This window comes from Williamsia sp. Y844 (assembly GCF_056786475.1).
Genome location: NZ_JBXCJB010000004.1, coordinates 843,529 through 869,941 on the forward strand (window position 1 = coordinate 843,529; position 26,413 = coordinate 869,941).

Below are 26,413 nucleotides of genomic sequence, written 5' to 3' on the forward strand. Positions count from 1 at the left end.
CTCTCACCCCTCGCGACCCGCCAGGATGTCGAGAATCTTCTTGACCAGCGTGTCCGAATCCGCGCCGGTCGTGTCGATCACGAGGTCCGGGTTCTCCGGGGCCTCGTAAGGCGTGTCAATCCCGGTCAGCCCCTTGAGTTCACCGGCCCGGGCCCGGGCATACAACCCCTTCGGGTCACGGCGCTCGCACTCCGCCAGCGGTGTGGCGACATGGACTTCGATGAACGGCAGGTCCGCGGCCGCACTGAGCGCCCGCGGAATCTCCCGGTCCGAACGCAGTGGCGAGACGAGTGAGGCGATGGCCACGACTCCGGCATCGGCGAACAATCGGGTCAGATGACCGACCCGGCGGATGTTTTCGGCCCGGTCACCCGCCGAGAACCCGAGGTCGTCGGAGAGTCCGTGGCGGACGTTGTCGCCGTCCAGCAGGTACGCGACCCGCCCGGCCTCGACCAGTTCGCGTTCCAGGGCAACCGCCACAGTCGATTTGCCCGATGCAGGCAGTCCGGTCAGCCAGATCACCGCGCCCCGCTGCCCGACGGCGCTCCAGCGATGGTTTCGTTCCAGCGCCGACGGATGCCATTTGATGTCGCTGCGTTTGCGTTCACCGGGTTTGACCACCCTGGCCTCGGTGATCGTTCCGGCGCCGACGGTGTCGTTGGAGTTCTCGTCGATCAGGATGAACGCGCCGACGTCCTTGTTCGACGAATACGGGTCGGCCACCACGATCGAACTGGTGCGCAGTGTCACGGTTCCGACGTCGTTGAGGGCGAGTTCAACCGGATTCTGCTCTTCGGCAAGGGTTTCCGGATCAAGACGACTGCTGATCTCCTGTACCGTTGCGCGCACGGTCCGGGTGGTCTGCTTGAGTCCGATCCGGTCTCCGGCCCGCAACGGGGTCTTGGAGAACCAGCAGACGGTGACGTCGAGTTCGCGGGCAGAGACCGGCAGGTGTGCGTCGTCGGAGCCGCTGACGATCATGTCGCCGCGACCGACGTCGATGTTGTCGGCCAGTTCCACCGACACCGACAGCGGCGCCACCGCAATGGTGCGATCGGCATCCAGGGTGTCGAGGGCGGTGACAGTGCTCCGCGATCCGGAGGGCAACACCAGGACCGGATCCCCCACCTGCAGGGTTCCGGCCGCCAAGCGTCCGGTGTAGCGGCGGCGCTCTTTGTCATCCGGTCGCGAAACCCATTGCACAGCAAGGCGAACCTCGGTGGGTAGCGGAGCAGGTGCGGTCAGTTCGACACCTTCGAGGAACTCCAGCAACGTCGGACCGGTGTACCAGGGCGTGTTGTCGGAGCGGGTGACCACGTTGTCGCCGATCTTCGCCGCCAACGGGACCACCGTGAGCCCCTTGACACCGAGTCGCGCTGCGAGCGTGTGTAACTCGGCCTCGACCTCGTCGAACCGCTCTTCGCTGTAGTCCACGAGATCGATCTTGTTCACGGCCGCGACCAGATTTGGGACGCCGAGGAGCGTCGCGATCCGGGCATGACGGCGGGTCTGCCGGACCACGCCGGCGCGGGCGTCCACGAGCAGCACCGCAACGTGGGCATTCGACGCACCGGTGAACATGTTGCGCGTATACCGCTCGTGCCCGGGTGTGTCGGCCAGGATGAAATTGCGTGTGGCCGTGGAGAAGAAGCGATAGGCGACGTCGATCGTGATGCCCTGCTCGCGTTCGGCCCGCAGGCCGTCGGAGAGTGCCGCGAGGTCGGCAACACCCTCGGTGTCGGTCACGGATTCGAGGTGGTCGATGGGCAGGCTGTCGGTGTCGTGCAGCAGGCGCCCGATCAGGGTGCTCTTACCGTCATCGACCGATCCGGCGGTGGCCAGCCGCAACAGTTGGCGAGTCATCAGAAGTACCCCTCTCGTTTGCGGTCTTCCATGGCCGCGGCGGAGGTCCGGTCATCGGCGCGGGTCTCGCCACGCTCGGACACCGTCGACGCCGAGATCTCGGTGACCACATCGGCAATGGTGGTCGCCCGGGAACGGACCGCACCGGTGATGGTCAAGTCACCGACCGTCCGATAACGAACCCACTCGACGCTTGCGATCTCTTCGTCGGCGGGACCGGTGTACTCCGAGGTGGCCAGCAGGATGCCGTCGCGCTCGAACACCTCACGCTCATGCGCGAAGTAGATCGGCGGCAGCTCAAGACCTTCGAGTTCGATGTACCGCCAGATGTCGAGTTCGGTCCAGTTGCTCAGCGGAAACACCCGGACCTGTTCACCTTTCCGGATCCGGCCGTTGTACAGCGACCACGGTTCGGGCCGCTGCGACCGGGGGTCCCACTGGCCGAACTCGTCGCGGAAGCTCAGTACCCGTTCCTTGGCCCGCGCCCGTTCCTCATCACGGCGGGCGCCTCCGAACGCGGCATCGAACCTGCCTGCCTCGAGAGCGTCGAGCAAGGTCCGGGTCTGCAGGCGGTTACGGGATCCGGCTGGTCCCCCGACCTCCTGCACTCGACCGGAGTCGATGGATTCCTGCACCGAACCCACGATCAGTCGATGTCCGTCCGCCGCGAGTCGCCGATCCCGAAACTCGATGACCTCGGGAAAGTTGTGGCCGGTGTCGATGTGCAGCACCGGGAATGGCAGCGGCGACGGACGAAAGGCCTTCTCCGCCAACCGCAACAGGACAATGGAGTCCTTACCCGCAGAGAACAGCAGGACCGGCCGTTCGAGTTCGGCCACCACCTCCCGGATGATGTGCACGGCCTCGGCTTCGAGTATCCGCAGTTCGTCCACGTGTGTGACGTCCCCGGTGATCTCCGTGCTGCTGCTCATGTGGGCAATCCCCTTTGTTCTGCGTCTTCGCGATAGCGCTCTACCCACTCATTCGAACGACCGTTGGCCTGCCGTTCCAGAACGGGCGGCGGCGCGGAGGCAGGATCGAGGCCCAGTTCGATCAGGATTCCCGAAATGACCGTTGTGGTGTCGCGGGCCAGATCGCGATAGTTCACCTCGATCGGCGTTATCGCCTCGTCGGCGAACCACTTTCGCCAGCCATCTTCCTGGTTACGCAGGATGGACACGAGATGCGCAATGCCGTCTGCGTTGTACTCCGCGGTGTCGTCGAGCGCCGGTGGCGCCTGGCCACGCCAGACCTGGGTCTGCACCGCCCGCCAGAACGAAACCGCCTGCGGCACCGGGTCCTCACGGTTCACCTTGATGAACAGGGGATCCTCACCGAGGACATCGAACAGCGCCGATCGCAGCCCGGTTCCACTGCGCCCGGTCAGGCCCGCAGCACGCTCGATGACCAATGGGGTCTGATTCCACATCAACTTGCCGCCCCAGACACCGTTTCCGGTGCGGCCGTAACTGGAGATCCGAGTTCGCCACTCGTCGCTGGTCTCCGTTGTCGGGGTACCTGACTCCAGTGGCGCAAGGAGTTTCAGGATCTGCGGGTCGTCGATCCCGGCAAACCACTGCCGGGGCTGCGGTGCGCGCGACGTGCTCGGCAGATACTGGAAGTACTCCTCGGGCTCACCGGCAATACCGGTGTATCGCAGGCATTCCACAAGCAGCGTGCTGCCGCTGCGCTGCGATGCACAGACAAGGTAAGACCGGGGGCGCGTTGCCATGGCACTGAATATAGAGATATCTAGCGTCGGCGCAATTGATGAGAGCAGCTGTTAATCAGAACGATTCAAAGTATTGACTTTGTCAGGATTTGAGTCTGCCGGACAGCAGGTGCGCCTGTTCGAGTAGCAGAACGCCCATCTCTCCGATCCGCTCATCCCGAAAGCGGGTCTGCACCCCCGTCAGACTCAATGCCCATGCGGGTCGTCCGGTCCGGTCGAACACCGCCGCGCCGATGCCCCAGCTGCCGTCCACGATCAGCGCCGGATTGACCGCGTAGCCGGTACGTTTGGTCAACGCGATGCGTTCCCGAATATTTTCCTCTGAATGCACTGGGCCCCAATCTTTCTCGGGCTTCATCCGGGAGAAGTAGTCGTCGACGTCGCGGTCCGGGAGATGACTGAGAATCGAAAGACCCGCCGAGGCCACACCCAACGGGAACCGGATCCCCTCGTGCAGCACATGGGACCGGAGCGGGAAGCTGCCCTCTTCCCAGAGCAGACAGACGGTCTCATCGCCGCGCCGAGCCGACAGGAACGCACTCTCCCCGGTCTCACGAGCGAGCTTGATCAGGACATCGTGGGCCTGATCGCTGATGTCGTATCGATTGGCCGCACCCACCCCGAGCAGATACAACTCGGGACCGAGCCGCCACCGTCCGGTCTCCAGGTCCCGGTCGATGAGTCCTTCCTCGGCCAGCGAGGTCAACAGCCGGTGGGCCGTGGGCCGCGCCAGGTCGGTGGCTTTGCCCAGATCGGTGGTCGAGGCACCGCCCGGCTCGGCGGAACCCACCGCCCGCAGGAGCGCACCCACCCGGGCGACCACGTGCGAGCGAGACGGCGAATTCGCGTTCATCAGATGAACGTACCTGACGTCACTGATCGCTCCGCGACCACTTTCGCGACGATTTGCCGGTTCACTTGATCCCCCGAGCAGCAAGGTTGTTGACTGAAACCCGACATCGTCGGCGTTTGCTGTATGGACGCGACCGATTGCCCGAAGAAGCGAATGGGAGAAATAGTGAGTTCAAAGGTCTACGAGTCGGCCGCGAGCGCAGTCGCCGACATCAAGGACGGCGCATCGCTGGCCGTCGGAGGATTCGGGCTGTGCGGAATCCCCGATGCGCTGATCGAGGCACTGGCGGAGACGAAGGCCGCCGAGCTCGAGGTCTTCTCCAACAACTGCGGCGTCGACAATCAAGGGCTCGGCATCCTGCTGGGTCTCGGCCGGATCCGCCGGGTCACCGCCTCCTACGTCGGTGAGAACAAGGAGTTCGCCCGGCAGTACCTGGCAGGCGAACTCGAGGTCGAACTGACCCCGCAGGGCACCTTGGCCGAGCGCCTGCGTGCCGGCGGCGCGGGCATCCCCGGCTTCTACACCCCGGCCGGCGTCGGCAGCCCCATCTCGGACGGTGGCATGCCCTGGCGTTACGCACCCGATGGTTCCATCGCCATTTCGTCCCCGCCCAAGGAGACCCGCGTCTTCGGCGACAAGCGGTACGTCCTGGAAGAGGGCATCAACGCCGACTTCGCGCTCGTACATGCCGAACTCGGCGACACCGACGGCAACCTGGTCTTCAACAAGACCGCCATGAACTTCAATCCCCTGGCCGCGATGGCGGGCAAGATCACGATCGCGCAGGTCGAGCGACTCGTCGAACCGGGCGAGATCGATCCGGGAGCGGTGCACCTGCCTGGCGTCTTCGTCCAGCGCATCGTGCACACCGGACCCCAGGAGAAGAAGATCGAAAAGCGCACCGTCGCAACCGAAGGAGCCAAGTGATGTCTGCCCCCACGGTCACCGGATGGACCCGCGACCAGATGGCCGCCCGCGCGGCGGCCGAGATGATCGACGGCGAGTACGTCAATCTCGGCATCGGTCTGCCCACCCTCATCCCGACGTATCTCGGCAACGATGTCCGGGTCACCCTGCATTCGGAGAACGGCATCCTCGGCACCGGCGGCTACCCCACCGATGACGCTGTCGACGCCGACCTCATCAACGCCGGAAAAGAAACGGTCACCGTCAATCCCGGTGCGGCATTCTTCGATTCGGCCCTGTCCTTCGGCATGATCCGCGGCGGCCACATCGACACCGCGGTACTCGGTGGCATGCAGGTCTCCAAGACCGGCGACCTCGCCAACTGGATGGTCCCCGGCAAGATGGTCAAGGGCATGGGCGGGGCGATGGACCTCGTCCACGGCGCCGCCCGCGTCATCGTCCTGATGGAGCACACCGACCGCGCCGGTAACCCGAAGATCCTCGAGACCTGCACCCTGCCGCTGACCGGCCAGGGTGTGGTCAACCAGATCATCACCAACCTGGGCATCATCGACATCGTCGGCGACGGCACGCTGGTGCTGAAGGAACTCGCACCGGGAGTGACCGCCGACGACGTCATCGCAGCCACCGGAGCACCCCTCACGGTTGAGTTGGCTTCGCCGGCCTAAAGCGGAAGCGCGGTCTCCTTCGGCCCGGAGTGGTGGGTTTCGCCGGCGCGGCGGAACCACTCCAGGCCGAAGGCCGCCCGCAACGCGTCGACGGGCATGTCCAGGAACGGTCCGAAGTCGCCGACCTGCGTGGCATGCGCAACCATCGCCGCCCGCTTGGCCTCGATGAACGCGGTCACGTCGACTTCCGTGGTGATCTGATCGCCCGGGACCCCGATCTTGTCTATGTTGGGTGCGTCCTCGGCATCCCACTGGGCGTTGGCCTTGACCAGCGCGCGGAAGTGGTCACGGTTCATCACGCTCTCGTACGCGTGGGGTGTCCCGGCGATCTGCGAGGCCCGCAGCCCCACATGATGTACCTGGATGTGGTCGGGGTGGCCGTAACCGCCGTAGCTGTCGTAGAACGTCACGACATCGGCCCGCTCTTCGGTCAGGATGTCTGCCAGCGCCTGCGCCGAAGTCTCCACCGGGAGATTCGCAAACGCCTGCGGGTTGTCGTTCTCGGGAGTCCCCGCCATACCGGAATCCGAAAATCCCAGCATCACAACACGATCCACACCCAGCGCCTCCGCCGACTTCGCCAGTTCATCGCGCCGCCGTTCGATCAGTGATTCACCGTCGGCGAGGATCCCCTCCGGGAACTCCCCGGCGGCGCCGTCGGTGGCAGTGACAAGCACAACCCGATGTCCGGCCTCAGAGGCTTGGCGCATCGTGCCGCCGGTCCCGAACACCTCATCGTCGGGATGCGCGTGAAAACATACAAGAACACTCATGACCTATCCCTTGCTCAGCGGTACCGCAGGACCGAACACTGCAGTCTAGCCACTGAAGTAATTCACCCGAATCCGCGCGAACAAACATTAATCTCGGTTAACCTGTGCGCGAAGTCGCCACCATGAGATCACCTTGGGGGATAACACTCATGCCGCGTTCACACATCACCAGCCGATACCGCCTGTCGACGACGACCCTGACCCTGTGCATTGCCGTGCTCATCGGGGCGCTCATGTCCCCCGTACCGGCCGGAGCAGCACCGCTGTACCCGACGCCGTTACCGGATCGGTTCTACCAGCAACCCCCGGACCTCGCGGACAAGACACCGGGGGACGTCCTCGCGGCCCGCCCGATGCCCGCTTTGCCCGCATTCCCTGACACCACAGTCACTCTCATCAAGTTCCGGTCCACGAGCTCCGAGGGCGAACCGATCGCAGCGACGACCACACTGCTCACCCCGCGAGGCCACCAGAACAACGGGCCGCTGCTGTCGTATCAGCACATCATCAACGGCCTGGGCACCAAATGTGCTGTGTCGCAGGAGTTGTACACCTCAGACCCGAATCTCGCGATCCGAGAGGCGCCTGGTCTGAACGTCGCACTTGCCCGCGGCTGGAGCGTGGCCCTGCCCGACCACCTCGGCCCGAACAGCGCCTACGGTGCCGCCAAGCTGGGTGGACAGATCACCCTCGACGGCATCCGGGCAGTCCAGGCGCTACCGCAGTCGAACACCGACCAGAGCCCGGTGGCAATGGTCGGATACTCCGGGGGCGGGATGGCCACCGCCTGGGCGGCCGCTCTGCAACCTACCTACGCGCCGGATCTCGACATCGTGGGCGCCGCCGAGGGCGGTGTTCCGATGAACCTCACCCAGATGGCCGAAGGTCTTGGCCTGCAACCTCATCCGGCTTTTGGACTTGCGTTTGCGGCGGCCATCGGCCTGGAGAGGGAGTATCCCGACCGGCTTCCCATCAGCGAGCAACTCAACGCCCGAGGTTTGGCGCTGCGCAATCAGATGGCCAACGGGTGCACCAACGACATCCTCGCGGGCGGAGCCGGCTTGAGCGCACGAATGGTCGCGTCATCGGAGTCGCTGGCCTCGGACCCGCGGGCTCGCGCCGTGCTCGATGAGAACAGCGTCGAACTGTACGCCGGTGTCCCGACCATCCCCATTTTCGAATGGCATGCGCCGAATGACGCGTTGATCCCTGTCGCAGCGATCGAGAACACTATCAGGCGCTACTGCGCCGCGGGGACAAAGGTCGACTCCGCCCAGATCCCGAGCCCCGACCACCTGACGACTGCGGTCTTGGGCGCACCCGTGGCGTTGAACTATCTCGATGAACGCTTCCGGGGGATCCCGGCGCCGAGCACCTGCTGACGCTTTCAAAGAAGATAGATCACCAGGATCGCGGTCCAGAGAACAAGAAGCCAGGCGTCGGTGGCCGTCTTCAGCCACTTCGGAGCCGATCGCACCTCCATGAAGTACCGAATGATCAGCCGGCCCTTGATGAAACCCAGCACGATCACGGTGACCGTGATCGCGACACTGGCACCGGTCGAATCGCCGGCATGTCCGGGTGCCAGCCACCATGATCCGATCGTGATGCCACACAACACGATCCATGCGTAGTTGATGGCACGGGTCGATCGATCGCCGCGCTCGACCCGATCAGTTGTCGTGGTCACCGGTTCACCTCATCACGTAGAGCAGCGCAAAAATGACAACCCACAGCAGGTCGACCATGTGCCAGTAGGTGGCCCCGGATTCGACCATCGAGACACGTCGGCGCCGGGGGTTGCGAAGTTCGCGCACAACAACTCCCATCACCACCAGGCCGATGAGCACATGGAGCAGATGCACGCCGGTGAGCACGTAGTAGAACGAGAAGAACTCATCGGAATTGGTGTAGCCCTGCGAGATCTTCGACCACCACTCATACGCCTTGATGCCGATGAACACCATCCCGAGTGCACCGCAGGCATAGATAAGACGTACGGCCCGGTCCGGATCACCGGCCCGTGCAGCGTGGACACTGCGCGCGATGAACCATGAACTCGTCAGCAGCACAATTGTATTGACCACACCGAGGTTGATGTCGAGATGCTGCTGCGACGCCAGATAGGCATCCGGCGACATGGACCGATGCACCATGAAAATGATGAAGTAGCCACCGAAGATGACCATGTCGCCGAGCACCATGACCCACATGTGGCCATCGCCAGGCAGGTGTCCATCCCGCTCGTTGACGGAAATCGGTTCCGATGACAGAGATTTTGTCACTGACCAGGTCCTTGGTTGTTCAGTCGAGCGGCGGGGAATCGATGGGTTCTTTCGCGGTGGCGATCCTGAGCAGCACGATCATTCCGCACAGCCAGACACTGAACACCACCACCGCCCACCAGAACGAGATCGAGCCGTTCCAGGCGAATGGCCCCGAATCGAAGACAAACATCTGGGTTGCGATGACTTCGGTTACGATCTGCCAAATCGTCACGTAGGCAAACCATTTGGGGAAGATCTCGTTCTTGTCATACAAAATCGCCACAGCCAGTGCAAAGTATGCGGCCGTGAAACATCCCAACGATCCGTTGTACGAGAGCAGGCCCAGGTCGTACAGCATCCCCAGTTGCTGCGGATCCCGATCGGCGCGGAACGTTGCGGTCAGGAAGACGACCGCAACGAGAAGGAACCCCGGCACCGCCCCGACCGCCATGCCGCCCATGTAGCCGTAGGCGAACACGGACCCGCACGACATCCGCTTCATGTGGTAGAAAATCAGGCCATTGGTCAGCGCCGCACCGCCGAGAATCACCAGCAGCAGCGTGAATCCGACCTGGATGGTCGCGGCGTGGGCGTGGAAGAAGTCCACCGCCTGCTGGTCACCGACGTCGGGGCGCGGCGGCGGAGTGACCCTGGCCAGCAGCACGAAGACGGCCCCGAAGATCGCATAGAACGCCGGAAAGATCCAGTAGACGATCCAGACATCAGGCTTGCCCGCCTGCTCCGGCTGGTCGGCGTCAGACAGTCCCCGCCCCGGCAGCAGGATGCTCATCGCGCCACACCTTCTTCGGCGCCCTGGCGCTGCAGCGCTGCGCGGAGCACGAAGAACATCACGATCACAAAGGCTGCGACGGCGCCGTTGCGCAGCCAGAACGACAGCAGACCGTCCCAGGCCAGCGGCCCGGTCTTGGCCACTGCGGCACCGGCGGCGGGGAGCATCGCGATCGCGGTCGCAAGCGAGTAATGACCTACCCAGCGCGGGAAAACCGGGTTGGGTCCGTTGTCGAAATAGACGGCGATCGCCAGTAGCAAGAACTGCGCGACCACCATGCCGATCGGCGCGATGAACGTGATCCATGCGAGGTCATTCAGCAGAAGGACCAGTTCCGGGTTGCGATCCGGACGGAACGCCGCGACCAGGAAAAAGATGTTGGAGAGGGCAAAAATGGTGGCACCGCTGACCGCCGCGGTGAGGTAGCAGTAGGCGAACACGTGGCTCTGCGTGGCCATCCGTTTCATCTGCACCACGATCACCAGGAAGAACGGCAAAAGCATGACGCCGCAGAGGTTGTAGGTGACCATGCTGAATCGGATCCACGCGGTGTTGTCGCGGTAGAACGCGGCGACCTCCTCGGCAGGCATGGTGGGCGGCATCGGCGGCCAAAAGCCCGGGAAAGCGACAAACGCAATCAGCATCACCACGGCAAACACCGGCCCCGTCCACAGTGCGACGAGCTGTGTCCGGATATTCGCGGTCTTCGGGAGATCTTCGGCCTCGACGAGGAACTGCATGTATCGAGGAAACCACGCCTGGCTGACTGAAGTCAGTGAATTCGCTAGACTCGTGCCGGGGGTCGAGCAGGAGGTGGACCATTTCGGTTACGGACAAGGTGTCGACGCGCGAGACCAAGCGACTTGCCACCCGCGAGCGACTCTTGGAAGCGGCGGTCGCCGAGTTCCAACGCGACGGGATGGCGGCGGCCGACATCGCCACCATCGTCTCCGCAGCAGGCGTGGCGCACGGGACCTTCTTCTTCCACTTCCCAACCAAAGAACATGTCCTGCTCGAACTCGAGCGCCGCGAGGAACTCCGGATCGCAGAGAGCTTGGCAAAGTTCTTCGACACCACCCACACCGTCGAAGACACGTTGACCCAGATGGTCCGCGAGCTCGAGGACCTCGAAGGGCGACTGGGCAGCAAGCTGTTCAAAGACTTTCTGGCACTGCATTTCTCAACCACTCGCCCGCCCCAGGAAGAGTGGGAACATCACCCGGTGATCATCGCGGTGATTCAGGAGCTGGAACGAGCCCGCGACCGCGGCGAATTGCCACCAGAAACCGACGTCTTTCACCACGGTGTCTTCTATCTACTCGGCATGTACGCCCTCTTGGTCACCATCCCCGAATCCCCCGAGGCACGTACGCCAATCGTCGAGAAATACGTGACCATCGCTTTGCAGGGTATGACGGTCGCATCTCAATGAGGCCGCTTCGGGGTTCAGCCAGTTTTCACCCTGCTTCGGCGCCATCGCGCGGGTCCCGCAATCGGGCGACAAACTCAGGTAGATCTCGGCTGAGTCACGGGTGAGGTTGCCGGGGACCACACGTGCTGACGTAGCCTTCGGTTGACAGGGGTGTTAGGTGCAGCGACAGCTGCGGCCATCCGCCGCACTGCGCCATTCGTGACGTGGGTAAGACCGGCGCGCCGGAAACGTCACTGGCACCGGCACATTCAAGACCCACGTTTCGGAGCTGTTCTTTGGTCAGCATTCAGAACGAGCGTTGAGTATTCAGAACCCTTCAGGGTCAACCAGAACCGCACCAAAGAACGAAGTCCAATCGATACTCAGTACAGAGCGAAACGACACTGACGCAGGCATCCGCGGTGGTCGCGAATACGGTTCGCAATCAGTAACTTTCAGATCCTTGACGAGCACTATTCATCTATTCGGGTGCTGGCTCCGTGGATCAAAGTGCGGAAAACTAAACATCCTTGGGACTCACGAGAGACCCTGATGTCGAATTGGGGATACTCATGCGTAGTCGTTGGATACTGGCCGTCGGTGCCGCACTGATCATCGGTGCAAGCACCACCGGATGCTCCGATTCGAGCGACACTACCAAAACCAGCACCCCGGCTTCCACAAAGGTGACCACCAGTTCACTCACCCCGTCGACCTCAACAACCACCACCGCCACCACGACAACAACGACGAGGCCGGCGCCCGTCACCACGACAACGGCGACCCTGGTGCCCGTCACCACGACAACGGCGACGCCAGTGCCAGTCGTACCGACCACCACCGAAGCGACATACACGCCACCGGAGGTGGTGGAGCCCGAGGTGCCCAACGTATCCGACTCCACTTACTACAAGAATTGCGCTGAGGTCCGCGCCGCCGGTGCCGCGCCGATCCGCGCAGGCGACCCCGGTTACAGCACAGATCTCGACAGAGACCGCGACGGCGTGGCCTGCGAAAAATAGGCTCGCCCGCGCTCGGACAACTCGAAACAAAAATCCCTTCCCCTGTCAGTACAGGAGAAGGGATTTTTCGTGGAGCCGCCTGCGAGAATCGAACTCGCGACCTTTTCATTACGAGTGAAGCGCTCTACCGACTGAGCTAAGGCGGCGTGCTGCACCAGGCAGCGCCAGCCAGTCTATCCAGCGGTCACGCCGAGGACCAAACCGGCTCAGGTGACCGGCAGGTGAGGGGGAACCAAGCCCAGGTCAAAGGACTTTTGGGCCAGATACTGCGCCGCCGCGATCTTCTCCGCGAGGTCGGTGGTAGCGCCTGCGACCTCGAACCCGTTTCGGATCACCGCGGAACCGACAAAGCCGGCCCACACGGTCGACGCGTCGACGTTCATCCCACGGGCGACCAGCCCGGCGGTGTACTCCTCGACGATCCGGTCGATGACGTCTTCCCCCAACCCCAGCACCGGACTGTGACGTCCGAACACCAACTGACCGAGATCGAATCCCACCGCGTGACGTGGCATCTGCGCCAGGTCGATGAGCACGGTCCTCCCACCGCCACTCGGATCGGCAACAAGGTTGTCCGGCGCAGCGTCGCCGTGCACCGGCGTCTGAGGGAGCTCCGACAGGTCGGCAAGGAGGAGCTCGATGTGATCGCCGACCCACAGCAGGTCGTTGATGAGGTCCGTCGGGATTGAATTGTCGAGGGGTTCGGCCAGCATCTCGGCAAGCAGATTCAGGTCCGATGCCTGAACGCGACTGTGCGCGATCATCGACAGCGCAAACCCGTCGTCGAACTCCTGCGACAACGGCGATCCGGCTGCCGCCCGGTTGCCTGACAGCTCGCCCAACAGGCGCGCTGCATTCTCGAATTCACCTGCGGTGGAGAATAGTTGGACATCACCGAGATCCTCCAGCCACATCGATCGCATGTGCGAACCGTGCCACTGCGTGCCCAACAATGTCACCGTCCGCAACCCCTCGGGGCAGCGCGCCGCCACCTCTGACAGCACGTCCGGGTCCTGCGACCAGGGAAACGTGCGCAGGAAGAACTCTTGAACCGGCGGAGCCAGCTCGGCCAGCACCGGCCACTTCGCCGGATGGCGTAACACCTTGACCACCGCCGACGCCTGTCCCTGCTCGCCACGCAGGTGGACCCGCCACAGACCGGCCGTCCCCGGCGCTGCGACGTCGAATTCGAGCGGCTCCGAACGGTGGTCGACGTACTGCCCGATTTTCAACTGCTGCGCGACGTCACACAATGTGGATTCGTCGGGCGTGGGCAGCTCGATCATGGCCGGCTCCAGGGCATCTGCTGAGTTGATGAACTCATTCGATGGTAAGACCGGCGACCACCTCGATGAGCGGGTTCGGCCTGATCAGTTGGACTGTCAGCCCTGATCAGTAGGGTTGCGCAGAGGAGGTTTGATGGCCGAGAACGCGGAACTGCGGGTGGTGGCCTTGTCGATTGCGGCACTGGCCGAACTCGGTGTCGAGGTGCGCCCCGTCGACGACCCCCAGTATGGCGACGTCTATCTACTCGGCCCCGACTCCGAGCGCTACTTTCTCCACACCCTCCTCCGCACCTGCCAGTCCCTGCCGGAGGACGAATGGGCCGACTACGTCGAGTACTACTTCCGTCAGCACTTCAAAGGTCTGAGCGCTCCTGATGCCGAGGAGTTGACTGAACCGGCGTTGCTCGCTGAGGTACGCACCCGGCTGGAAACGGACACCGCCGTCGATCCCGTACTCACGACAAATTATGCACGCCCGTTCGTCGGCAACCTGGTGGTACATCTGTGCCGCGACCTGTCGACCACCGTCGAAACCCTGACCGACCGGAGTATCGCTTCCCGTGACCTCGATCTGCTGTACCAGGCCGGCCAACGCAACACCGACGCCGAAACCTTTGACGCCATGGAGCACCCCGTTGCCGGCACCAGCGCGATCACCGCTCTACAAGGTCCATCACTTTTTGTTGCCACGAAGGCCCTGAACATGCCGAAGGTGATCGACACTGTCCTGGGCAGCGCGGAACACGGTGTGTTGTTCAGCGTCCCGCATGACCATCTCCTGATGCTCCACCCGGTGACCAACCTGCAGTCAACGGTCGCCCTCCGAGAGATGATCGGTTACACCCACAGGCAGGCCGCCGACGCACCCGGCGGCACCATCAGCCCTCACACCTTTTTCTGGTACGGCGGTCGGGTGCAACAGATCACGCAGTACGACCCCGTCAAAAAGGCCGTCGCAATCGAGAATCACGGCATGTTCTTCGACGCGCTCAGTCGATTCATCTGAGCCGTGCGCGCGTCAATGCCCCGAACGGTCAATGTCGCAGAGCCATACCGATTTTGGCAACCATCGCGTCGACGGCAAACTTGGGTTTCACGTTGAGCCCGAGCACCTCCCGACATTCGAGCACTGCCTCCACGCAGGTCAGCAGCTCTTCGCGCGACGCGTACCGCGCCATCCCCTGAGTCTGTTCGGCCATATCCGGGTGCATCGCAACCACTCTGGCGCCGTAGGACGCGGTCAGCGCATCACGGAACAGTGCTGCCAGATCCACCAACGCCCGATCGAGGAGATCGCGGCTGGTGCGCGTCTGCCGCGATTTCTGCCGCTTCTCGAGGTCCTTCAGGATGCCTGCCGATCCGCGTAGCGCCCCGGCCGCACCCTTACCGGTGCCTCCGGCGCCCAGCGCCATCCGCATCTCCTCGGTTTCGGCCTCGTCCAGCTTGGCGCTGATCGCCTTCGCAGCGGCCTCCGCGGACTTCACGAGCTCTTCGGCCGCCTGATACGCCCGCGCACTCGATGTCGCGGCTCTGGCCAACCCCAACGCCTGCGTGCGCTCGTCGCGCGACTGCTGATCGGTGGCCAGACGGCGGGCCCGACCCACGTGGCCACCACACACCGACGCCGCCCACTGAGCAAGTGACGGCTCGATGGAGTCCTGCGCGATGAGAACTTCACTGATGGCTGCGGCGCTGGGCATCACCAGCGGCACGTGCCGACTGCGCGAGCGAAGGGTCACCGAGATGTCCTCGGGGTCGATGCTCGGCGCGCACAGAAGGAACACCGTGCGCGGCGGCGGCTCTTCCACGGCCTTGAGCAACGCGTTGCCTGCCGCCTCGGTCAGTCGATCAGCGTCCTCGATGAGAACAACCTGCCACCGACCGACACTCGGCCGACGCGCCGCGGTCTGCACGATGTCCCGCATGCCCTTCACACTGATCGACAGACCCTCCGGCACGATCCGCCGGACATCGGAGTGGGTCCCGGCCATCACCGTCGTGCAGGCATGACACCGCCCGCACCCCGGCGCGTCCGGCGTCTCGCACTGCAGTGCCGCGGCAAAACACTGCGCGGCGATCGAACGCCCCGACCCGGGAGGCCCGGTGAAGAGCCAGGCGTGGGTCATCGCCGACGAGCCGTGTCGCGGTCCGTCGTGGTCCTCAATTGGAACCTCACCGTGAGACTCGCGCTCACGGATCGCGGCCAGCTGGGCTGCGGCGATGGCCGCTGATGTGAGTTCGGCCACGACCGCATGCTGGCCGACGAGCCGATCGAACACTGTTGTCACAGGTCAACCCTATCTCGAAGGCCGGACAGCGATGCTTAACTCCTGCAAGCGGCCAGCTACCGTATGCACGTGGTAGAGAGACAGTCACAGCTGCAACATGCGTGGCACACGTTGCGCTGGCTGGTGCGCACACCGTGGCCGGTGTTGGCACTGGACATGCTTCGGGCCAATATCGCCGGAGCCCTGTTCACCTTTGCCTTCCTCCGTTTCGGACTCCCCGAGAAGACTTCTGTCAGCCTGTCCCAGATCAGCGGAGTCGGCCAGCTGATCTTTGTCATCTATCTCGTCCTGGCCGGCATGGTCAGCGCATACGCGACAATCCGACTTTCCTTGCCGGTGCTGGTCTGGCACCGACGACGATCCCGTCCCGACAACGAGGCCGCCCGGCGACGCGCACTTCGACTGCCCCTACTGCTGATGCTCGTCCACGGCGGGCTGTGGCTTGTCGGCGGCGTGGTGTTCTCGTTGCTGAGTCTGTCCCAGTCAGGTCGCACAGCGATCGTGGTGGCCCTTGGGTCATTTGTCGGCGCTCTGGTGACGTCGGTGCTGGGTTATATGCAGTCCGAGAAGATCCTGCGCCCGATCACCGTCGCGGCGATGGCGAACAATCCCGAAGCCGCGACCGCACCCAGCGTCACCCAACGCATCATCCTGTTCTGGGTGATCAGCGTGGCCGCCCCACTGGCCGTGATCATCGCGCTGGTCGTCGGCCAGAAGGTCGGCATCATCGACACCGACGCCGAAGGCCTGCAACGGCCCATCCTGTGGATGGCCGGCGCCGCCCTGGTGTTCGGTTCGATCGGCGTGGTGCGTGTCGTCTCCGCCATCGCCGACCCGATCAAGCAGCTGACCCTGGCGCAACACGAGGTGCGTGAGGGCAACCTCGACACCTCCGTCCGCATTTACGATGGCAGCGATCTGGGCCTGCTGCAGGCCGGCTTCAACGAGATGGTCGCCGACGTTCGCGAACGCCAGGAACTGCGAAACCTGTTCGGCCGCTATGTGGGCGAGGATGTCGCCCGGCGGGCCATCGAGAGCGGCACCGAGCTCGGCGGCGAAGAACGCTATGTCGGCGTGCTGTTCGTCGACATCGTCGGTTCGACCAGCCTGGCCGTCAACCTGCCTCCGCGTGAAGTCGTCGATCTGCTCAACGAGTTCTTCCGGGTGATCGTCGATGTGGTCGGACGTCATGGTGGCTTCGTCAACAAGTTCCAGGGTGACGCGGCGCTGGCCATCTTCGGCGCACCGCTCGACATGGAAGACTTCGCCGGCCAGGCGCTCGCGGCCGCCCGCATCCTGCGCCAGGAACTCGACGCGGCCCTCGGTGACACCGACATCGGTATCGGGGTGTCGGCGGGCAAGGCCATCGCCGGGCACATCGGCTCACAGCAACGCTTCGAATACACCGTCATCGGCGACCCGGTGAACGAGGCCGCCCGATTGACCGACCTGGCCAAATACGAACCGAGTCGCGTCCTCGGATCGGCCCGCGCGGTCTATCTCGCCTCCGCCACCGAGGCCGCACACTGGGATATCGGCGAGGGCATCGAATTGCGCGGCCGCGGGATCGAAACCCGCTTGGCCAGACCGAACTACGCCATCAACCCTTAGATCCCACATCGTCCCCGTAGGTGGGTGCCGAGGGGTATGTACCCTCGGCGCCCACCCTGGGGGCCGATCATGGCGTCAATCTGATTCGGGTGCAGCTTTCTTGGCTGCAGCCTTTTTGGCCGGAGCCTTTTTGGCCGGAGCCTTCTTGGCGGTGGCCTTCTTGGCCGCCGTCTTCTTTGCTGCAGTCTTCTTGGCCGGAGCCTTCTTCGCGGCCTTTTTGGCGGTCTTCTTCGCCGGACCGCGAGCTCGCCGGTCCGCCAGCAACTCCGACGCGCGTTCGTCGGTGATCGACGCGACGTCGTCATCCTTGCGCAGGCTCGCGTTGGTCTCACCGTCGGTGACGTACGGACCGAACCGGCCGTCCTTGATCACCATCGGGCTCTCCGAAACCGGATCATTCCCGAGCTCACGCAGCGGCGGCGCGGCAGCTGCCCGACCCCGACGCTTCGGCTCGGCATAGATCTTGAGCGCCTCGTCGAGCGTGATGTCGAAGATCTGGTCTTCGGACGTCAGCGAACGAGAGTCGGTGCCGCGCTTGAGATACGGCCCGTACCGACCGTTCTGCGCGGTGATCTCTTGACCTTCTTCGTCTTTGCCGACCAGACGGGGCAACGACAGCAACTTGAGGGCGTCGTCGAGGGTCACCGACGCGATATCCATCGACTTGAACAGCGATCCGGTCCGAGGCTTCGGTCCAGCCTTCTTCGCCGCCTTTTTGGCAGTCTTCTTGGCCGTCGCCTTCTTGGTGGCGGTCAACGTGTCACCGGACGGGGCGTCCAGTGGCGTGACACCCTCGTCGAGCGGAGTCGGCGCCGGCGGCGGGGTCAGGGCGGGCACGGTGCCGCCTTCTCCACCTTCGTCTTCGGGCTCCGGCAGGATCTCGGTGACGTACGGCCCGAAACGCCCTTCCTTGGCAACGATTTCGTTGCCGGAAAGCGGATCGACACCGAGCACGCGGCCCTCTTGCGGTGTGCTGAAAAGCTTTTCGGCCAGATCCAGCGTCAGCTCATCCGGCGTGATGTCGTCGGGCAGGTTTGCCCGCTGAGACTCCGGCTCTCCCCCACCTTCCGGTGTGATCGTGCGCTCGAGGTAGGGCCCGAACCGGCCAACCCGCACGTACACCGGGCGACCCTGCTCGTCGTCGAACAGGCGGATCGAATTGACCTCGCGCGCGTCGATCTCTTCGAGGTTCACACCGACGAGCTTCTTGAGTCCGGTGCCTTCTTGCCCTTCGGCGCCTTCCTTGCCGAAGTAGAAGCGGGTCAACCAATCTGTGCGATTCTCGGCACCCCGGGCGATCTGATCGAGATCGTCTTCGAGTGTGGCCGTGAAGTCGTAGTCGACAAGGCGTTTGAAGTACGCCTCGAGCAATCCGACCACCGCGAATGCGATCCAGGACGGCACCAGGGCCGAACCCTTCTTGTGCACGTATCCGCGGTCCTGGATGGTGCCGATGATCGACGCATAGGTCGACGGACGGCCAATGCCCAACTCTTCCAACGTCTTCACCAAAGATGCCTCGGTGTAGCGTGCCGGCGGATTGGTGGTGTGACCGTCCGGATTCAGATCGGTCGCGGTGAGCGACTGTCCCTGAACAAGATTCGGCAGTCGACTCTCGGCATCGTCGGCGGTCCCGCCGGCCTGCTCGTCGACGGTCTCCACGTACGCGGACAGGAATCCGGGGAACGTGATGGTGCGACCGGACGCAGCGAAGGTACAGGTCTCACCGGTACTGGCGTTGCCGCTGATCCGCAGGCTCATGGTGGTGCCACGCACGTCGGCCATCTGAGAGGCGACCGTGCGCTGCCAGATCAGCTCGTAGAGCTTGAACTCGTCGGACTGCAACGCGGAGGCGACCTGGCCGGGGGTCCGGAACGACTCACCGGCCGGACGGATGGCCTCGTGCGCCTCTTGCGCATTCTTGACCTTGCGGGTGTATTGCCGCGGCGTCGGATGGACGAAATCGGCACCGTAGAGGTCCCGCGCCTGGTTCCGGGCAGCGGTGATCGCCGATTCCGACAACGTGGTCGAGTCGGTACGCATGTAGGTGATGTAGCCGTTTTCGTACAGCCGCTGCGCCACCCGCATGGTGCGATCGGAGGTGAACCGCAGCTTGCGGCCGGCCTCCTGCTGCAGGGTCGAGGTCATGAACGGCGCATACGGCTTGCGGGTGTAGGGCTTCTCCTCCACCGAGGTGACCGAGAGCGACGCACCACGCAGGCCCGAGGCCAGCGCCACCGCACGGGCTTCGTCCAGAACAGTGACGTCGTCCTTCTTCAGGCCGCCCGTCGAATCGAAATCGCGGCCGCTGGCCACCCGCGCGCCATCGACGCTGACCAGGCGAGCGCCGAAGCTACGCGGCTTTGCCGATTCCCCGGCGTCCAGCGTGGCGGCGATATCCCAGTACTCGGCCGACCGGAACGCCATCCGTTCACGTTCACGTTCGACGATGATTCGAGTGGCAACCGACTGCACACGCCCTGCCGACAGCTTCGGCATGACCTTCTTCCACAGGACCGGCGAGACCTCATATCCGTAGAGACGGTCGAGGATACGTCGGGTTTCCTGCGCGTCGACCAAGTCTTCGTCGAGGTCACGCGGGTTTTCGGCGGCAGCGCGAATTGCTGATTCGGTGATCTCGTGGAAGACCATCCGCTTGACCGGAACCTTGGGCTTGAGCGTGTCGAGCAGGTGCCAGGCGATGGCTTCACCCTCGCGGTCACCGTCTGTCGCGAGGTAAAGCTCGTCGACGTCCTTCAACAGAGCCTTGAGCTCGGTGACGGTCGACTTCTTGTCCGGCGAGACCACGTACAGAGGTTCGAAGTTCTCATCGACGTTCACACCGAGCCGAGCCCACGGCTGACCCTTGTATTTGGCCGGCACATCGGCGGCGCCACGCGGCAGGTCGCGAATGTGACCGCGCGAGGACTCCACCACGTAATTCGGGCCGAGGTACGACGAGATCTTGCGGGCCTTCGTCGGGGACTCGACGATCACGAGACGGCGCACTGCCTTACCTGTCCCGCGAGCTGTTGTATCTGAATCCGCCACCGTAGTTGCCTGCACCTTTCATGGTTCTTCTGGCCGTTTGTACCTTATGTATAGCGGTAGTGACATCCGAGTATGCCGCCTGGCACCCGAGAAGAGCCTGATCAGGCCGTCGGTACCGCACCTTTGAACAGGGTGTATCCGCAGTTCAGAGAGCAAATCGTCGGAAATTTGATCAAATTAATGGCCAATGTGCCGCCGCGCCCGAAATGTCCGGTGGTTCACCGATCGACTCGATCAGGCGCGACAACCGCCGTTTTCCGGCGATACGCAACGCCGGAGTGGCGCCGCGTGTACCCACCAGAGTCGGCGCGATCCCCGCCCGCATCACCGCGGTCGCCAGAGAACCGTGCGAGTCGGGAGCGTGAGGATCAAGGCCCAGTACGTACCGCTCGGCGTCACGGCGACCCGCCGCGATGACCCACAACCGCAGCGCGCGGGGTCCCGGCACCCAATTCGGGGGCATCGTTTTGATCGCGCCCTTGGTCCAGGCGCGGTAGAGGTCCTCGAGTTCGGTGGTGGTGACCGTGCCGACCAGGGGTGAACCTTCAGACGACAGTGAGATCTCCGCAGCAACACCGCTGCGCTCGAACTCTTCGGCCAGGGCCTGAGCGCGCCAGTCCTCGGAAACCACCACCGACAGACGCGCGCCCAGGGCATTCACCGCGATCTGGCCGGCGGTCGCCAAGATCCCGGCGAGATCGTCAAGCGACGGCTCGTCGGTCTCCGCGGAGAACATCGACAGCTGACCCACGTTAGAACCGTACGGTATTTTCACCCGAAAACGACTGACCCCCGACGCCGTGGCCACGACACTCGGGGGTGAGACGCCGAACACCCGATTGCGGTGCCGGATAAAAATCAGAGGCACTTCACGCAGTGCGAAGGTCCTCGATGAAGTGCCCTCGATGGGCGATTGCGATCTTATTGAAGGGTGCCGCTACAGCCCTCGAACACCCGTGGCCTGCGGACCTTTCGTTCCCTGACCGACCTCGAACTCGACCCGCTGGCTCTCCTCGAGAGTGCGGAAACCGGATCCCTGAATCTCGGAGTAGTGGACAAACACATCGTCGGGTCCGTCATCTGGCGCAATGAAGCCGAAGCCCTTTTCCGCGTTGAACCACTTCACAGTTCCCTGAGCCATTCTTTGTATTCCTTTTCTTTCACCGGATACGACGGGGAGTTACCCACGTCGGGCCGGTTCCGACCGCCATACCTTCTGGCGCCGTTTACGGGTGCCCCCGCACACTGACCTTCAGTACCACGCCCGCAACACGATCCCAAGAGACTGACCACTATCTTGAACCGCCCCCCAGAAGCTGCGACCACAACAAGTCAATCATGTTCTGGGCGTACACAACAGTCAGAAAGTCAAACTGATTCAAATCATGGCCGACTTCGCAATCCACACTTCACAGTAGGTAATATTACGGGGTGATGAACTGGATCAATGAGTAGCTCCGACTTCGGCTCCCAACTGCTCGCCCGGACGCTGGCGGGCGTCGGTCCCGACGAATCACCCCTGACCCATAAGACCTTAATCCCAAGTCGGACAGCGAGTTTCACCGACTGGCCGACGTGGGTCAGCGATCCGGTCCGCCAAGTATTGATCGATTCCGGCATCCGCCAACCATGGTCCCACCAGGTCGCCGCCGCGGAACACGCTCACGCCGGACGTCATGTGGTGCTGGCGACCGGCACGGCCTCGGGCAAATCCCTTGCGTACCAGGTCCCCATCCTCACCCGACTCCTGGAAGATCCGCGAGCAACCGCTCTCTATCTATCCCCCACCAAGGCACTCGGCTCTGACCAGTTGCGTTCCGTGAGTTCGTTACTGGCCGGACATAAAGAGTTCCTGCACCTACAACCGTGCGCCTACGACGGCGATACCGAACCGGCCATTCGGCAATGGGCGCGACAACATTCTCGGTGGATATTCACAAATCCGGACATGCTCCATATCGGCATCCTCTCTTCGCACGCACGATGGCGACATTTCATGAGAGGTCTGGCATTCATCGTCGTCGACGAATGCCACCATTACCGTGGCGTATTCGGCTCACACACAGCACTGGTCATCCGCCGCCTACTGCGGATTGCCCGAGCGGCGGGAGCCAATCCCGTGGTGATCGGCGCGAGTGCGACATCGGGCAGTCCCGGCGCAGCGATGAGCCGCATGATCGGAGCCGACTGCGCCGAGATCACCGAGGACGGTTCACCGCATGGCGCACGCACAGTGGCATTGTGGGAGCCCGCCTTCATCCCCGGGATGAGCGGCGAACACGGCGCCCCGGTCCGGCGGCAAGCAGGTGCCGAAGCCGCGCGCATACTCGCCGACCTGGTGCTCGAAGGTGCACGAACGCTCTGCTTCGTGCGTAGTCGGCGCGGCGTCGAACTCACGGCGCTATCGGCCAAACGCATTCTCGAACAGGTTGACCCGGAGTTGGCGCCGCGGGTGGCGGCCTATCGTGCGGGTTACCTTGCTGATGATCGGCGGGCGCTCGAACGCGATCTGGCCGACGGAAAGCTGCTCGGCGTCGCCACCACCAATGCCTTGGAACTCGGGGTGGACATCAGCGGACTCGATGCCATTGTGGTGGCAGGTTTCCCGGGTACGGTCGCCTCATTCTGGCAACAGGCCGGACGAGCCGGGCGACGCGGCGAGGGTTCATTGGTGGTTCTCGTCGCGCGCGACGACCCACTCGACACTTACCTGGTCAATCATCCGGAAGCATTGTTGGACAAGCCGGTTGAGGCCACCGTCACCGATCCGACCAACCCCTACGTCCTCGGTCCGCAATTGCTCTGCGCAGCAGCAGAATTGCCACTCAAAGAATCTGAGGTCGACGCCTTCGGTGCACGCGAGCTACTCGAGGACATGGCGGCCCGCGGACTCATCCGACACCGCAAGGCGGGCTGGTATGTCGCGCCCGGTGTCGAACCACACGCCGACATCGACATCCGTGGCGGCATCGGCGGACAGGTGATGATCGTCGACGAAACCACCGCCCAACTACTCGGAACCGTCGACTCGGGCCGGGCGATGTCAAGCGTGCACCCGGGGGCCGTTCACATCCATCGGGGCGAGAGCTACGTCGTGGATGAACTCGACCTCGAGGACGGCCTCGCGTTGGTCCACCCGGAGGAACCCGACTGGACCACCAGCGCCCGAGAGACGACCCTGGTCGAGATCACAGACGTCATGAAGACCAACACATTTGGACCGCTGACCGTGGCCCTGGTCAGAGTCGACGTGACCCACCAGGTGGTCGGGTACCTGCGCAAGTTGCATACCGGGCAGATCCTCGATTCGGTCGAATTGGACATGCCCGCGCAGACGCTCTCGACACGTGCGGTGATGTACACGATCGAACCCGACACACTCGAGGCCATCGGGGTCACCGTTGACATGTTCCCCGGCGCGCTGCACGCCGCCGAGCACGCGGCCATCGGACTGTTGCCGCTCGTCGCGACTTGCGACCGATGGGACATCGGCGGGCTGTCAACGAATCTCCACCCTGATACCGGTCTGCCGACGGTGTTCGTCTATGACGGATATCCCGGTGGTGCCGGGTTTGCCGATCGTGGTCACGAGGCTTTTGACATCTGGATCCGCGCGACGCGAGATGCTGTGTCGCACTGCGGTTGCGAGTCGGGTTGTCCGTCATGTGTGCAGTCACCCAAATGCGGAAATGGCAACGACCCGCTGGACAAGGCCGGCTCCATTCGCGTACTCGATCTGATCCTGAGAGAACTGCCGAGTTCTGCGGTCTCCGACTCCGACAGCCCAGTGACGACAGAGGAATGAACAAATGTTCCCGGGTGTCGATCACCCGCATGAAATGCAGATCCGGTGTCGCTCGATCGGCGGAGAAGATGGTGTCCTGAAGGCCCGAACGGGTTTACCGTGAGGAATCCGATCAGCCGAAAAAGGTAAAGCCAATGACGCAACCGCCCGGGCAACCCGACCCCTACGATCAGACTCGCATCAGGCCCACTTCGACTCCACCACCGGCAACCCCACCACCCGCCGGTACGGGACCGGGGCAATATGGTGGGCCGCCGCAGCAGCCATATGGAGCGCCGCAGCCGCAGTACGGTGGGCCCCCGCCATCGGGTCGGCCGCAGTCCGGACAGGTACCTCCGTACGACCAACAACCTCGGCCTCCCCAGCCGCAGTACGGCCAAAACCCCTACGGCGGGCAACAGCCACAACCGGGTCAGTCCCCTGCGTACGGTCAGGCTGCCCAGCACGGTCAGGCGCCGCAGTACGCACAGTCCCAACCGGATTCGGCCGGACCGGTGTCTTCCACGGTCCGGATCATCGGCTGGGTGATCGCGGGTTTTGCGGTCCTCGCCATCATCGCCGCATTCCTGCCGTGGATCTCGGGCACGGTGAGCGTCAACGGCATCGGTGATTCCGACACCGGCGCCACCGACGGCATTCTGACCGCGACCCTCGGTGTCGTTGCAGGCATCTTTGGTGTGGTCAGTGCGGCCGTCGCCAAGCGCTCGGGCCTACACATCACTGCCGGCATCATCGCCGTGGTGACCGGTGCTCTGGTCACCCTGATTGCGGTCATCGACATCGCTGACGTCCGCGATGCCGAGAACACCTGGGGGCTGGGATTCGAGGTCGGCTTCGGTTTGTGGCTCACCTTGGTTGCCGGCATCGCACTGGTGGTCGCCGGCATCGCCGCCGTCGTGAAACGAACCTGAGGTCAGACCGCCCGGAAACCGCTGCCCACGATATTTCGGCCGTTCAGGTCGGCCAGGATCGTTGTCATCGGCGTGCTGATGGCGGGGTTGTGGATCGGGAAGTTCGGGTCGGTGCAGGGCACATCGATCTCGAGTCCGGTCCCACCGATGTCGCGGAGAATGCGTCCACCGTTGAGTAGTCCGACGACCTTGTCGCCGACCACGATCGGTGCGCCGGAGTCACCGTGGTTGGAACAGACCTGGCTCAGGGTGAAGGTCGGTACCTGCGGGTCGTTGCCCCACACGACGCCACAGGTGGTCCCGGTGGTGCGACCCGCCTTACAAGCTGTCTGCCCGAAGGACGGTCGTGGGCCGGGCCCGGTAATGGTCAGCCCCCGGTAACTGCGTTGGGGCGTCACCTTGGACTTGTCGAACTCGATCACCGCGTAGTCCCGCTGGAGGTTGGACTCGGTCACCACGCCGAGCACGCCTGAGCCCATGCTCTTTTCGGCCTTGATCCTGTTGCCGATCCCGCCGCAGTGCCCGGCGGTGAGACCGACCAGGCGGTCCGCGCGGTCGTAGCCGATGGTGGTCAGCGTGCACACCGCGTTGTCGGCGATGACAATCCCGGCGCCACCACCGAGCCCCACCGGCGGGGCCGCGCTGGCGGTAGTGGCGGTCATACCGGACACCCCGATCAATGCGATAAATCCGGTCACGATTGCCAACAGTCGCCGCATCAAGCCCCCACCAATTCCCCTGTAGTCGTCCGAGTCTCCCCGCACCCTATGCTGCCGCCGCATCCGACCGCCACCCGCAGGCATGAATTTGGCTTCCAGTGGCAGCTATCAAGATCGAAGTATCTATGAAAGTTGTTGCTGCAGGACGGCTCTCAGGCCTGGACCCGCTGCTCACAATCGGCCGTCCCGTCTCGACCTTCAGCACGTCTCGGTCATTCAGAGCAAGGTGCTGTCGTTCTCCTCCCAGTCACAGAGGAACCAGAAACGGGTGGAGATAGCAAAATACCCTGTACTCGCAGTCCGGGGACTGTGAATACAGGGTATTCGCAAATTGTGTTCGGCGGTGTCCTACTCTCCCACACTTATTAAGGTGCAGTACCATCGGCGCTGGTAGGCTTAGCTTCCGGGTTCGGAATGGGACCGGGCGTTTCCCTAC

The 26,413-nt window shown here is 63.5% G+C and carries 25 protein-coding genes, 1 tRNA gene and 1 rRNA gene; 9 read left to right on the top strand and 18 right to left on the bottom strand.

What is annotated here, in order from left to right; all coding sequences use genetic code 11:
• Positions 1–3: 3 nt before the first annotated feature.
• From cysC to AC1TQG_RS25160, 4 genes are all read right to left on the bottom strand, one after another.
• A complete protein-coding gene (gene cysC, locus AC1TQG_RS25145) occupies positions 4–1,863 on the bottom strand; it encodes an adenylyl-sulfate kinase (protein WP_482141331.1) in 1,860 nt (619 codons plus the stop codon).
• Positions 1,863–2,795 carry a sulfate adenylyltransferase subunit CysD gene (cysD, locus tag AC1TQG_RS25150; RefSeq protein WP_482141333.1) on the bottom strand — a complete coding sequence of 311 codons (933 nt, stop codon included), beginning with the start codon at positions 2,793–2,795 and terminating at the stop codon, positions 1,863–1,865. Before cysD ends, cysC begins: the two co-directional genes overlap by 1 nt.
• Positions 2,792–3,595 carry a trehalose 2-sulfotransferase gene (gene stf0 / locus AC1TQG_RS25155; RefSeq protein WP_482141335.1) on the bottom strand — a complete coding sequence of 268 codons (804 nt, stop codon included), beginning with the start codon at positions 3,593–3,595 and terminating at the stop codon, positions 2,792–2,794. The genes cysD and stf0 overlap by 4 nt, the downstream gene beginning before the upstream one ends.
• 82 nt (positions 3,596–3,677) lie before the next feature.
• A complete protein-coding gene (locus tag AC1TQG_RS25160; protein WP_482141337.1) occupies positions 3,678–4,448 on the bottom strand; it encodes an IclR family transcriptional regulator in 771 nt (256 codons plus the stop codon).
• A 153-nt stretch (positions 4,449–4,601) separates the two neighbouring features.
• On the opposite strand from AC1TQG_RS25160, the gene AC1TQG_RS25165 reads away from it, so the two are divergent.
• Both AC1TQG_RS25165 and AC1TQG_RS25170 read left to right on the top strand, forming a co-directional pair.
• Positions 4,602–5,375, top strand: a complete 774-nt coding sequence (locus AC1TQG_RS25165; RefSeq protein WP_482141339.1) for a CoA transferase subunit A — start codon at positions 4,602–4,604, stop codon at positions 5,373–5,375.
• Entirely contained in the window at positions 5,375–6,043 is a 669-nt protein-coding gene (locus AC1TQG_RS25170; protein ID WP_482141341.1) for a 3-oxoacid CoA-transferase subunit B, read from the top strand. The genes AC1TQG_RS25165 and AC1TQG_RS25170 overlap by 1 nt, the downstream gene beginning before the upstream one ends.
• On the opposite strand, the gene AC1TQG_RS25175 is transcribed toward AC1TQG_RS25170, so the two are convergent.
• The gene (locus AC1TQG_RS25175) at positions 6,040–6,816 is read right to left on the bottom strand and encodes a PIG-L family deacetylase (protein ID WP_482141342.1); all 777 of its coding nucleotides are present in this window, start codon (positions 6,814–6,816) and stop codon (positions 6,040–6,042) included. The genes AC1TQG_RS25170 and AC1TQG_RS25175 overlap by 4 nt on opposite strands.
• A 149-nt stretch (positions 6,817–6,965) precedes the next feature.
• On the opposite strand from AC1TQG_RS25175, the gene AC1TQG_RS25180 reads away from it, so the two are divergent.
• Entirely contained in the window at positions 6,966–8,198 is a 1,233-nt protein-coding gene (locus AC1TQG_RS25180) for a lipase family protein (RefSeq protein WP_482141344.1), read from the top strand.
• 5 nt (positions 8,199–8,203) lie between these two features.
• On the opposite strand, the gene AC1TQG_RS25185 is transcribed toward AC1TQG_RS25180, so the two are convergent.
• The 4 genes from AC1TQG_RS25185 to AC1TQG_RS25200 are packed head-to-tail and all read right to left on the bottom strand — an operon-like array spanning position 8,204 to position 10,613.
• The gene (locus AC1TQG_RS25185; RefSeq protein WP_482141346.1) at positions 8,204–8,506 is read right to left on the bottom strand and encodes a cytochrome C oxidase subunit IV family protein; all 303 of its coding nucleotides are present in this window, start codon (positions 8,504–8,506) and stop codon (positions 8,204–8,206) included.
• 4 nt (positions 8,507–8,510) lie between these two features.
• Complete coding sequence (locus tag AC1TQG_RS25190; RefSeq protein ID WP_482141348.1) at positions 8,511–9,101, bottom strand: cytochrome c oxidase subunit 3 family protein; 591 nt, start codon at positions 9,099–9,101, stop codon at positions 8,511–8,513.
• 19 nt (positions 9,102–9,120) lie between these two features.
• Positions 9,121–9,873, bottom strand: a complete 753-nt coding sequence (locus AC1TQG_RS25195; protein WP_482141350.1) for a hypothetical protein — start codon at positions 9,871–9,873, stop codon at positions 9,121–9,123.
• The gene (locus AC1TQG_RS25200; protein WP_482141352.1) at positions 9,870–10,613 is read right to left on the bottom strand and encodes a hypothetical protein; all 744 of its coding nucleotides are present in this window, start codon (positions 10,611–10,613) and stop codon (positions 9,870–9,872) included. The genes AC1TQG_RS25195 and AC1TQG_RS25200 overlap by 4 nt, the downstream gene beginning before the upstream one ends.
• 98 nt (positions 10,614–10,711) lie before the next feature.
• Between AC1TQG_RS25200 and AC1TQG_RS25205 the strand changes: the two genes are divergently transcribed.
• Complete coding sequence (locus tag AC1TQG_RS25205; protein ID WP_482141354.1) at positions 10,712–11,305, top strand: TetR family transcriptional regulator; 594 nt, start codon at positions 10,712–10,714, stop codon at positions 11,303–11,305.
• Between the two features lie 499 nt (positions 11,306–11,804).
• Here AC1TQG_RS25205 and AC1TQG_RS25210 read toward each other — a convergent pair whose 3' ends face one another.
• Entirely contained in the window at positions 11,805–12,173 is a 369-nt protein-coding gene (locus tag AC1TQG_RS25210) for a hypothetical protein (RefSeq protein WP_482141356.1), read from the bottom strand.
• On the opposite strand from AC1TQG_RS25210, the gene AC1TQG_RS25215 reads away from it, so the two are divergent.
• Positions 12,166–12,306, top strand: a complete 141-nt coding sequence (locus AC1TQG_RS25215; protein ID WP_482141358.1) for an excalibur calcium-binding domain-containing protein — start codon at positions 12,166–12,168, stop codon at positions 12,304–12,306. The two genes, AC1TQG_RS25210 and AC1TQG_RS25215, sit on opposite strands and share 8 nt — an antisense overlap.
• A gap of 70 nt (positions 12,307–12,376) precedes the next feature.
• On the opposite strand, the gene AC1TQG_RS25220 is transcribed toward AC1TQG_RS25215, so the two are convergent.
• Positions 12,377–12,452: transfer RNA gene (locus AC1TQG_RS25220), tRNA-Thr, on the bottom strand.
• 60 nt (positions 12,453–12,512) lie between these two features.
• Complete coding sequence (locus AC1TQG_RS25225; protein ID WP_482141360.1) at positions 12,513–13,592, bottom strand: phosphotransferase; 1,080 nt, start codon at positions 13,590–13,592, stop codon at positions 12,513–12,515.
• Between the two features lie 133 nt (positions 13,593–13,725).
• Here AC1TQG_RS25225 and AC1TQG_RS25230 point away from each other — a divergent pair, with 133 nt between their 5' ends.
• Positions 13,726–14,598, top strand: coding sequence for a hypothetical protein (locus tag AC1TQG_RS25230; RefSeq protein ID WP_482141362.1), 873 nt, complete (start codon positions 13,726–13,728; stop codon positions 14,596–14,598).
• A 28-nt stretch (positions 14,599–14,626) separates the two neighbouring features.
• Here the strand turns inward: AC1TQG_RS25230 and AC1TQG_RS25235 are convergent, their stop codons facing one another.
• Positions 14,627–15,880 carry a DNA polymerase III subunit delta' gene (locus tag AC1TQG_RS25235; protein WP_482141364.1) on the bottom strand — a complete coding sequence of 418 codons (1,254 nt, stop codon included), beginning with the start codon at positions 15,878–15,880 and terminating at the stop codon, positions 14,627–14,629.
• Positions 15,881–15,943: 63 nt separating this feature from the next.
• Between AC1TQG_RS25235 and AC1TQG_RS25240 the strand changes: the two genes are divergently transcribed.
• Positions 15,944–17,491 carry an adenylate/guanylate cyclase domain-containing protein gene (locus AC1TQG_RS25240; RefSeq protein ID WP_482141366.1) on the top strand — a complete coding sequence of 516 codons (1,548 nt, stop codon included), beginning with the start codon at positions 15,944–15,946 and terminating at the stop codon, positions 17,489–17,491.
• A 75-nt stretch (positions 17,492–17,566) separates the two neighbouring features.
• Here AC1TQG_RS25240 and topA read toward each other — a convergent pair whose 3' ends face one another.
• From topA to AC1TQG_RS25255, 3 genes are all read right to left on the bottom strand, one after another.
• Entirely contained in the window at positions 17,567–20,542 is a 2,976-nt protein-coding gene (gene topA / locus AC1TQG_RS25245; protein WP_482141368.1) for a type I DNA topoisomerase, read from the bottom strand.
• A gap of 172 nt (positions 20,543–20,714) precedes the next feature.
• A complete protein-coding gene (locus AC1TQG_RS25250) occupies positions 20,715–21,293 on the bottom strand; it encodes a hypothetical protein (protein ID WP_482141370.1) in 579 nt (192 codons plus the stop codon).
• 186 nt (positions 21,294–21,479) lie between these two features.
• A complete protein-coding gene (locus AC1TQG_RS25255; protein WP_482141371.1) occupies positions 21,480–21,683 on the bottom strand; it encodes a cold-shock protein in 204 nt (67 codons plus the stop codon).
• Between the two features lie 306 nt (positions 21,684–21,989).
• On the opposite strand from AC1TQG_RS25255, the gene AC1TQG_RS25260 reads away from it, so the two are divergent.
• The gene (locus AC1TQG_RS25260; protein ID WP_482141373.1) at positions 21,990–24,347 is read left to right on the top strand and encodes a DEAD/DEAH box helicase; all 2,358 of its coding nucleotides are present in this window, start codon (positions 21,990–21,992) and stop codon (positions 24,345–24,347) included.
• 134 nt (positions 24,348–24,481) lie between these two features.
• Complete coding sequence (locus tag AC1TQG_RS25265) at positions 24,482–25,258, top strand: MFS transporter (protein WP_482141375.1); 777 nt, start codon at positions 24,482–24,484, stop codon at positions 25,256–25,258.
• Between the two features lie 2 nt (positions 25,259–25,260).
• Here AC1TQG_RS25265 and AC1TQG_RS25270 read toward each other — a convergent pair whose 3' ends face one another.
• Positions 25,261–25,920, bottom strand: a complete 660-nt coding sequence (locus tag AC1TQG_RS25270; protein WP_482141377.1) for a S1 family peptidase — start codon at positions 25,918–25,920, stop codon at positions 25,261–25,263.
• A gap of 392 nt (positions 25,921–26,312) precedes the next feature.
• Positions 26,313–26,413 (bottom strand): 5S ribosomal RNA (gene rrf / locus AC1TQG_RS25275); the annotation flags it as partial.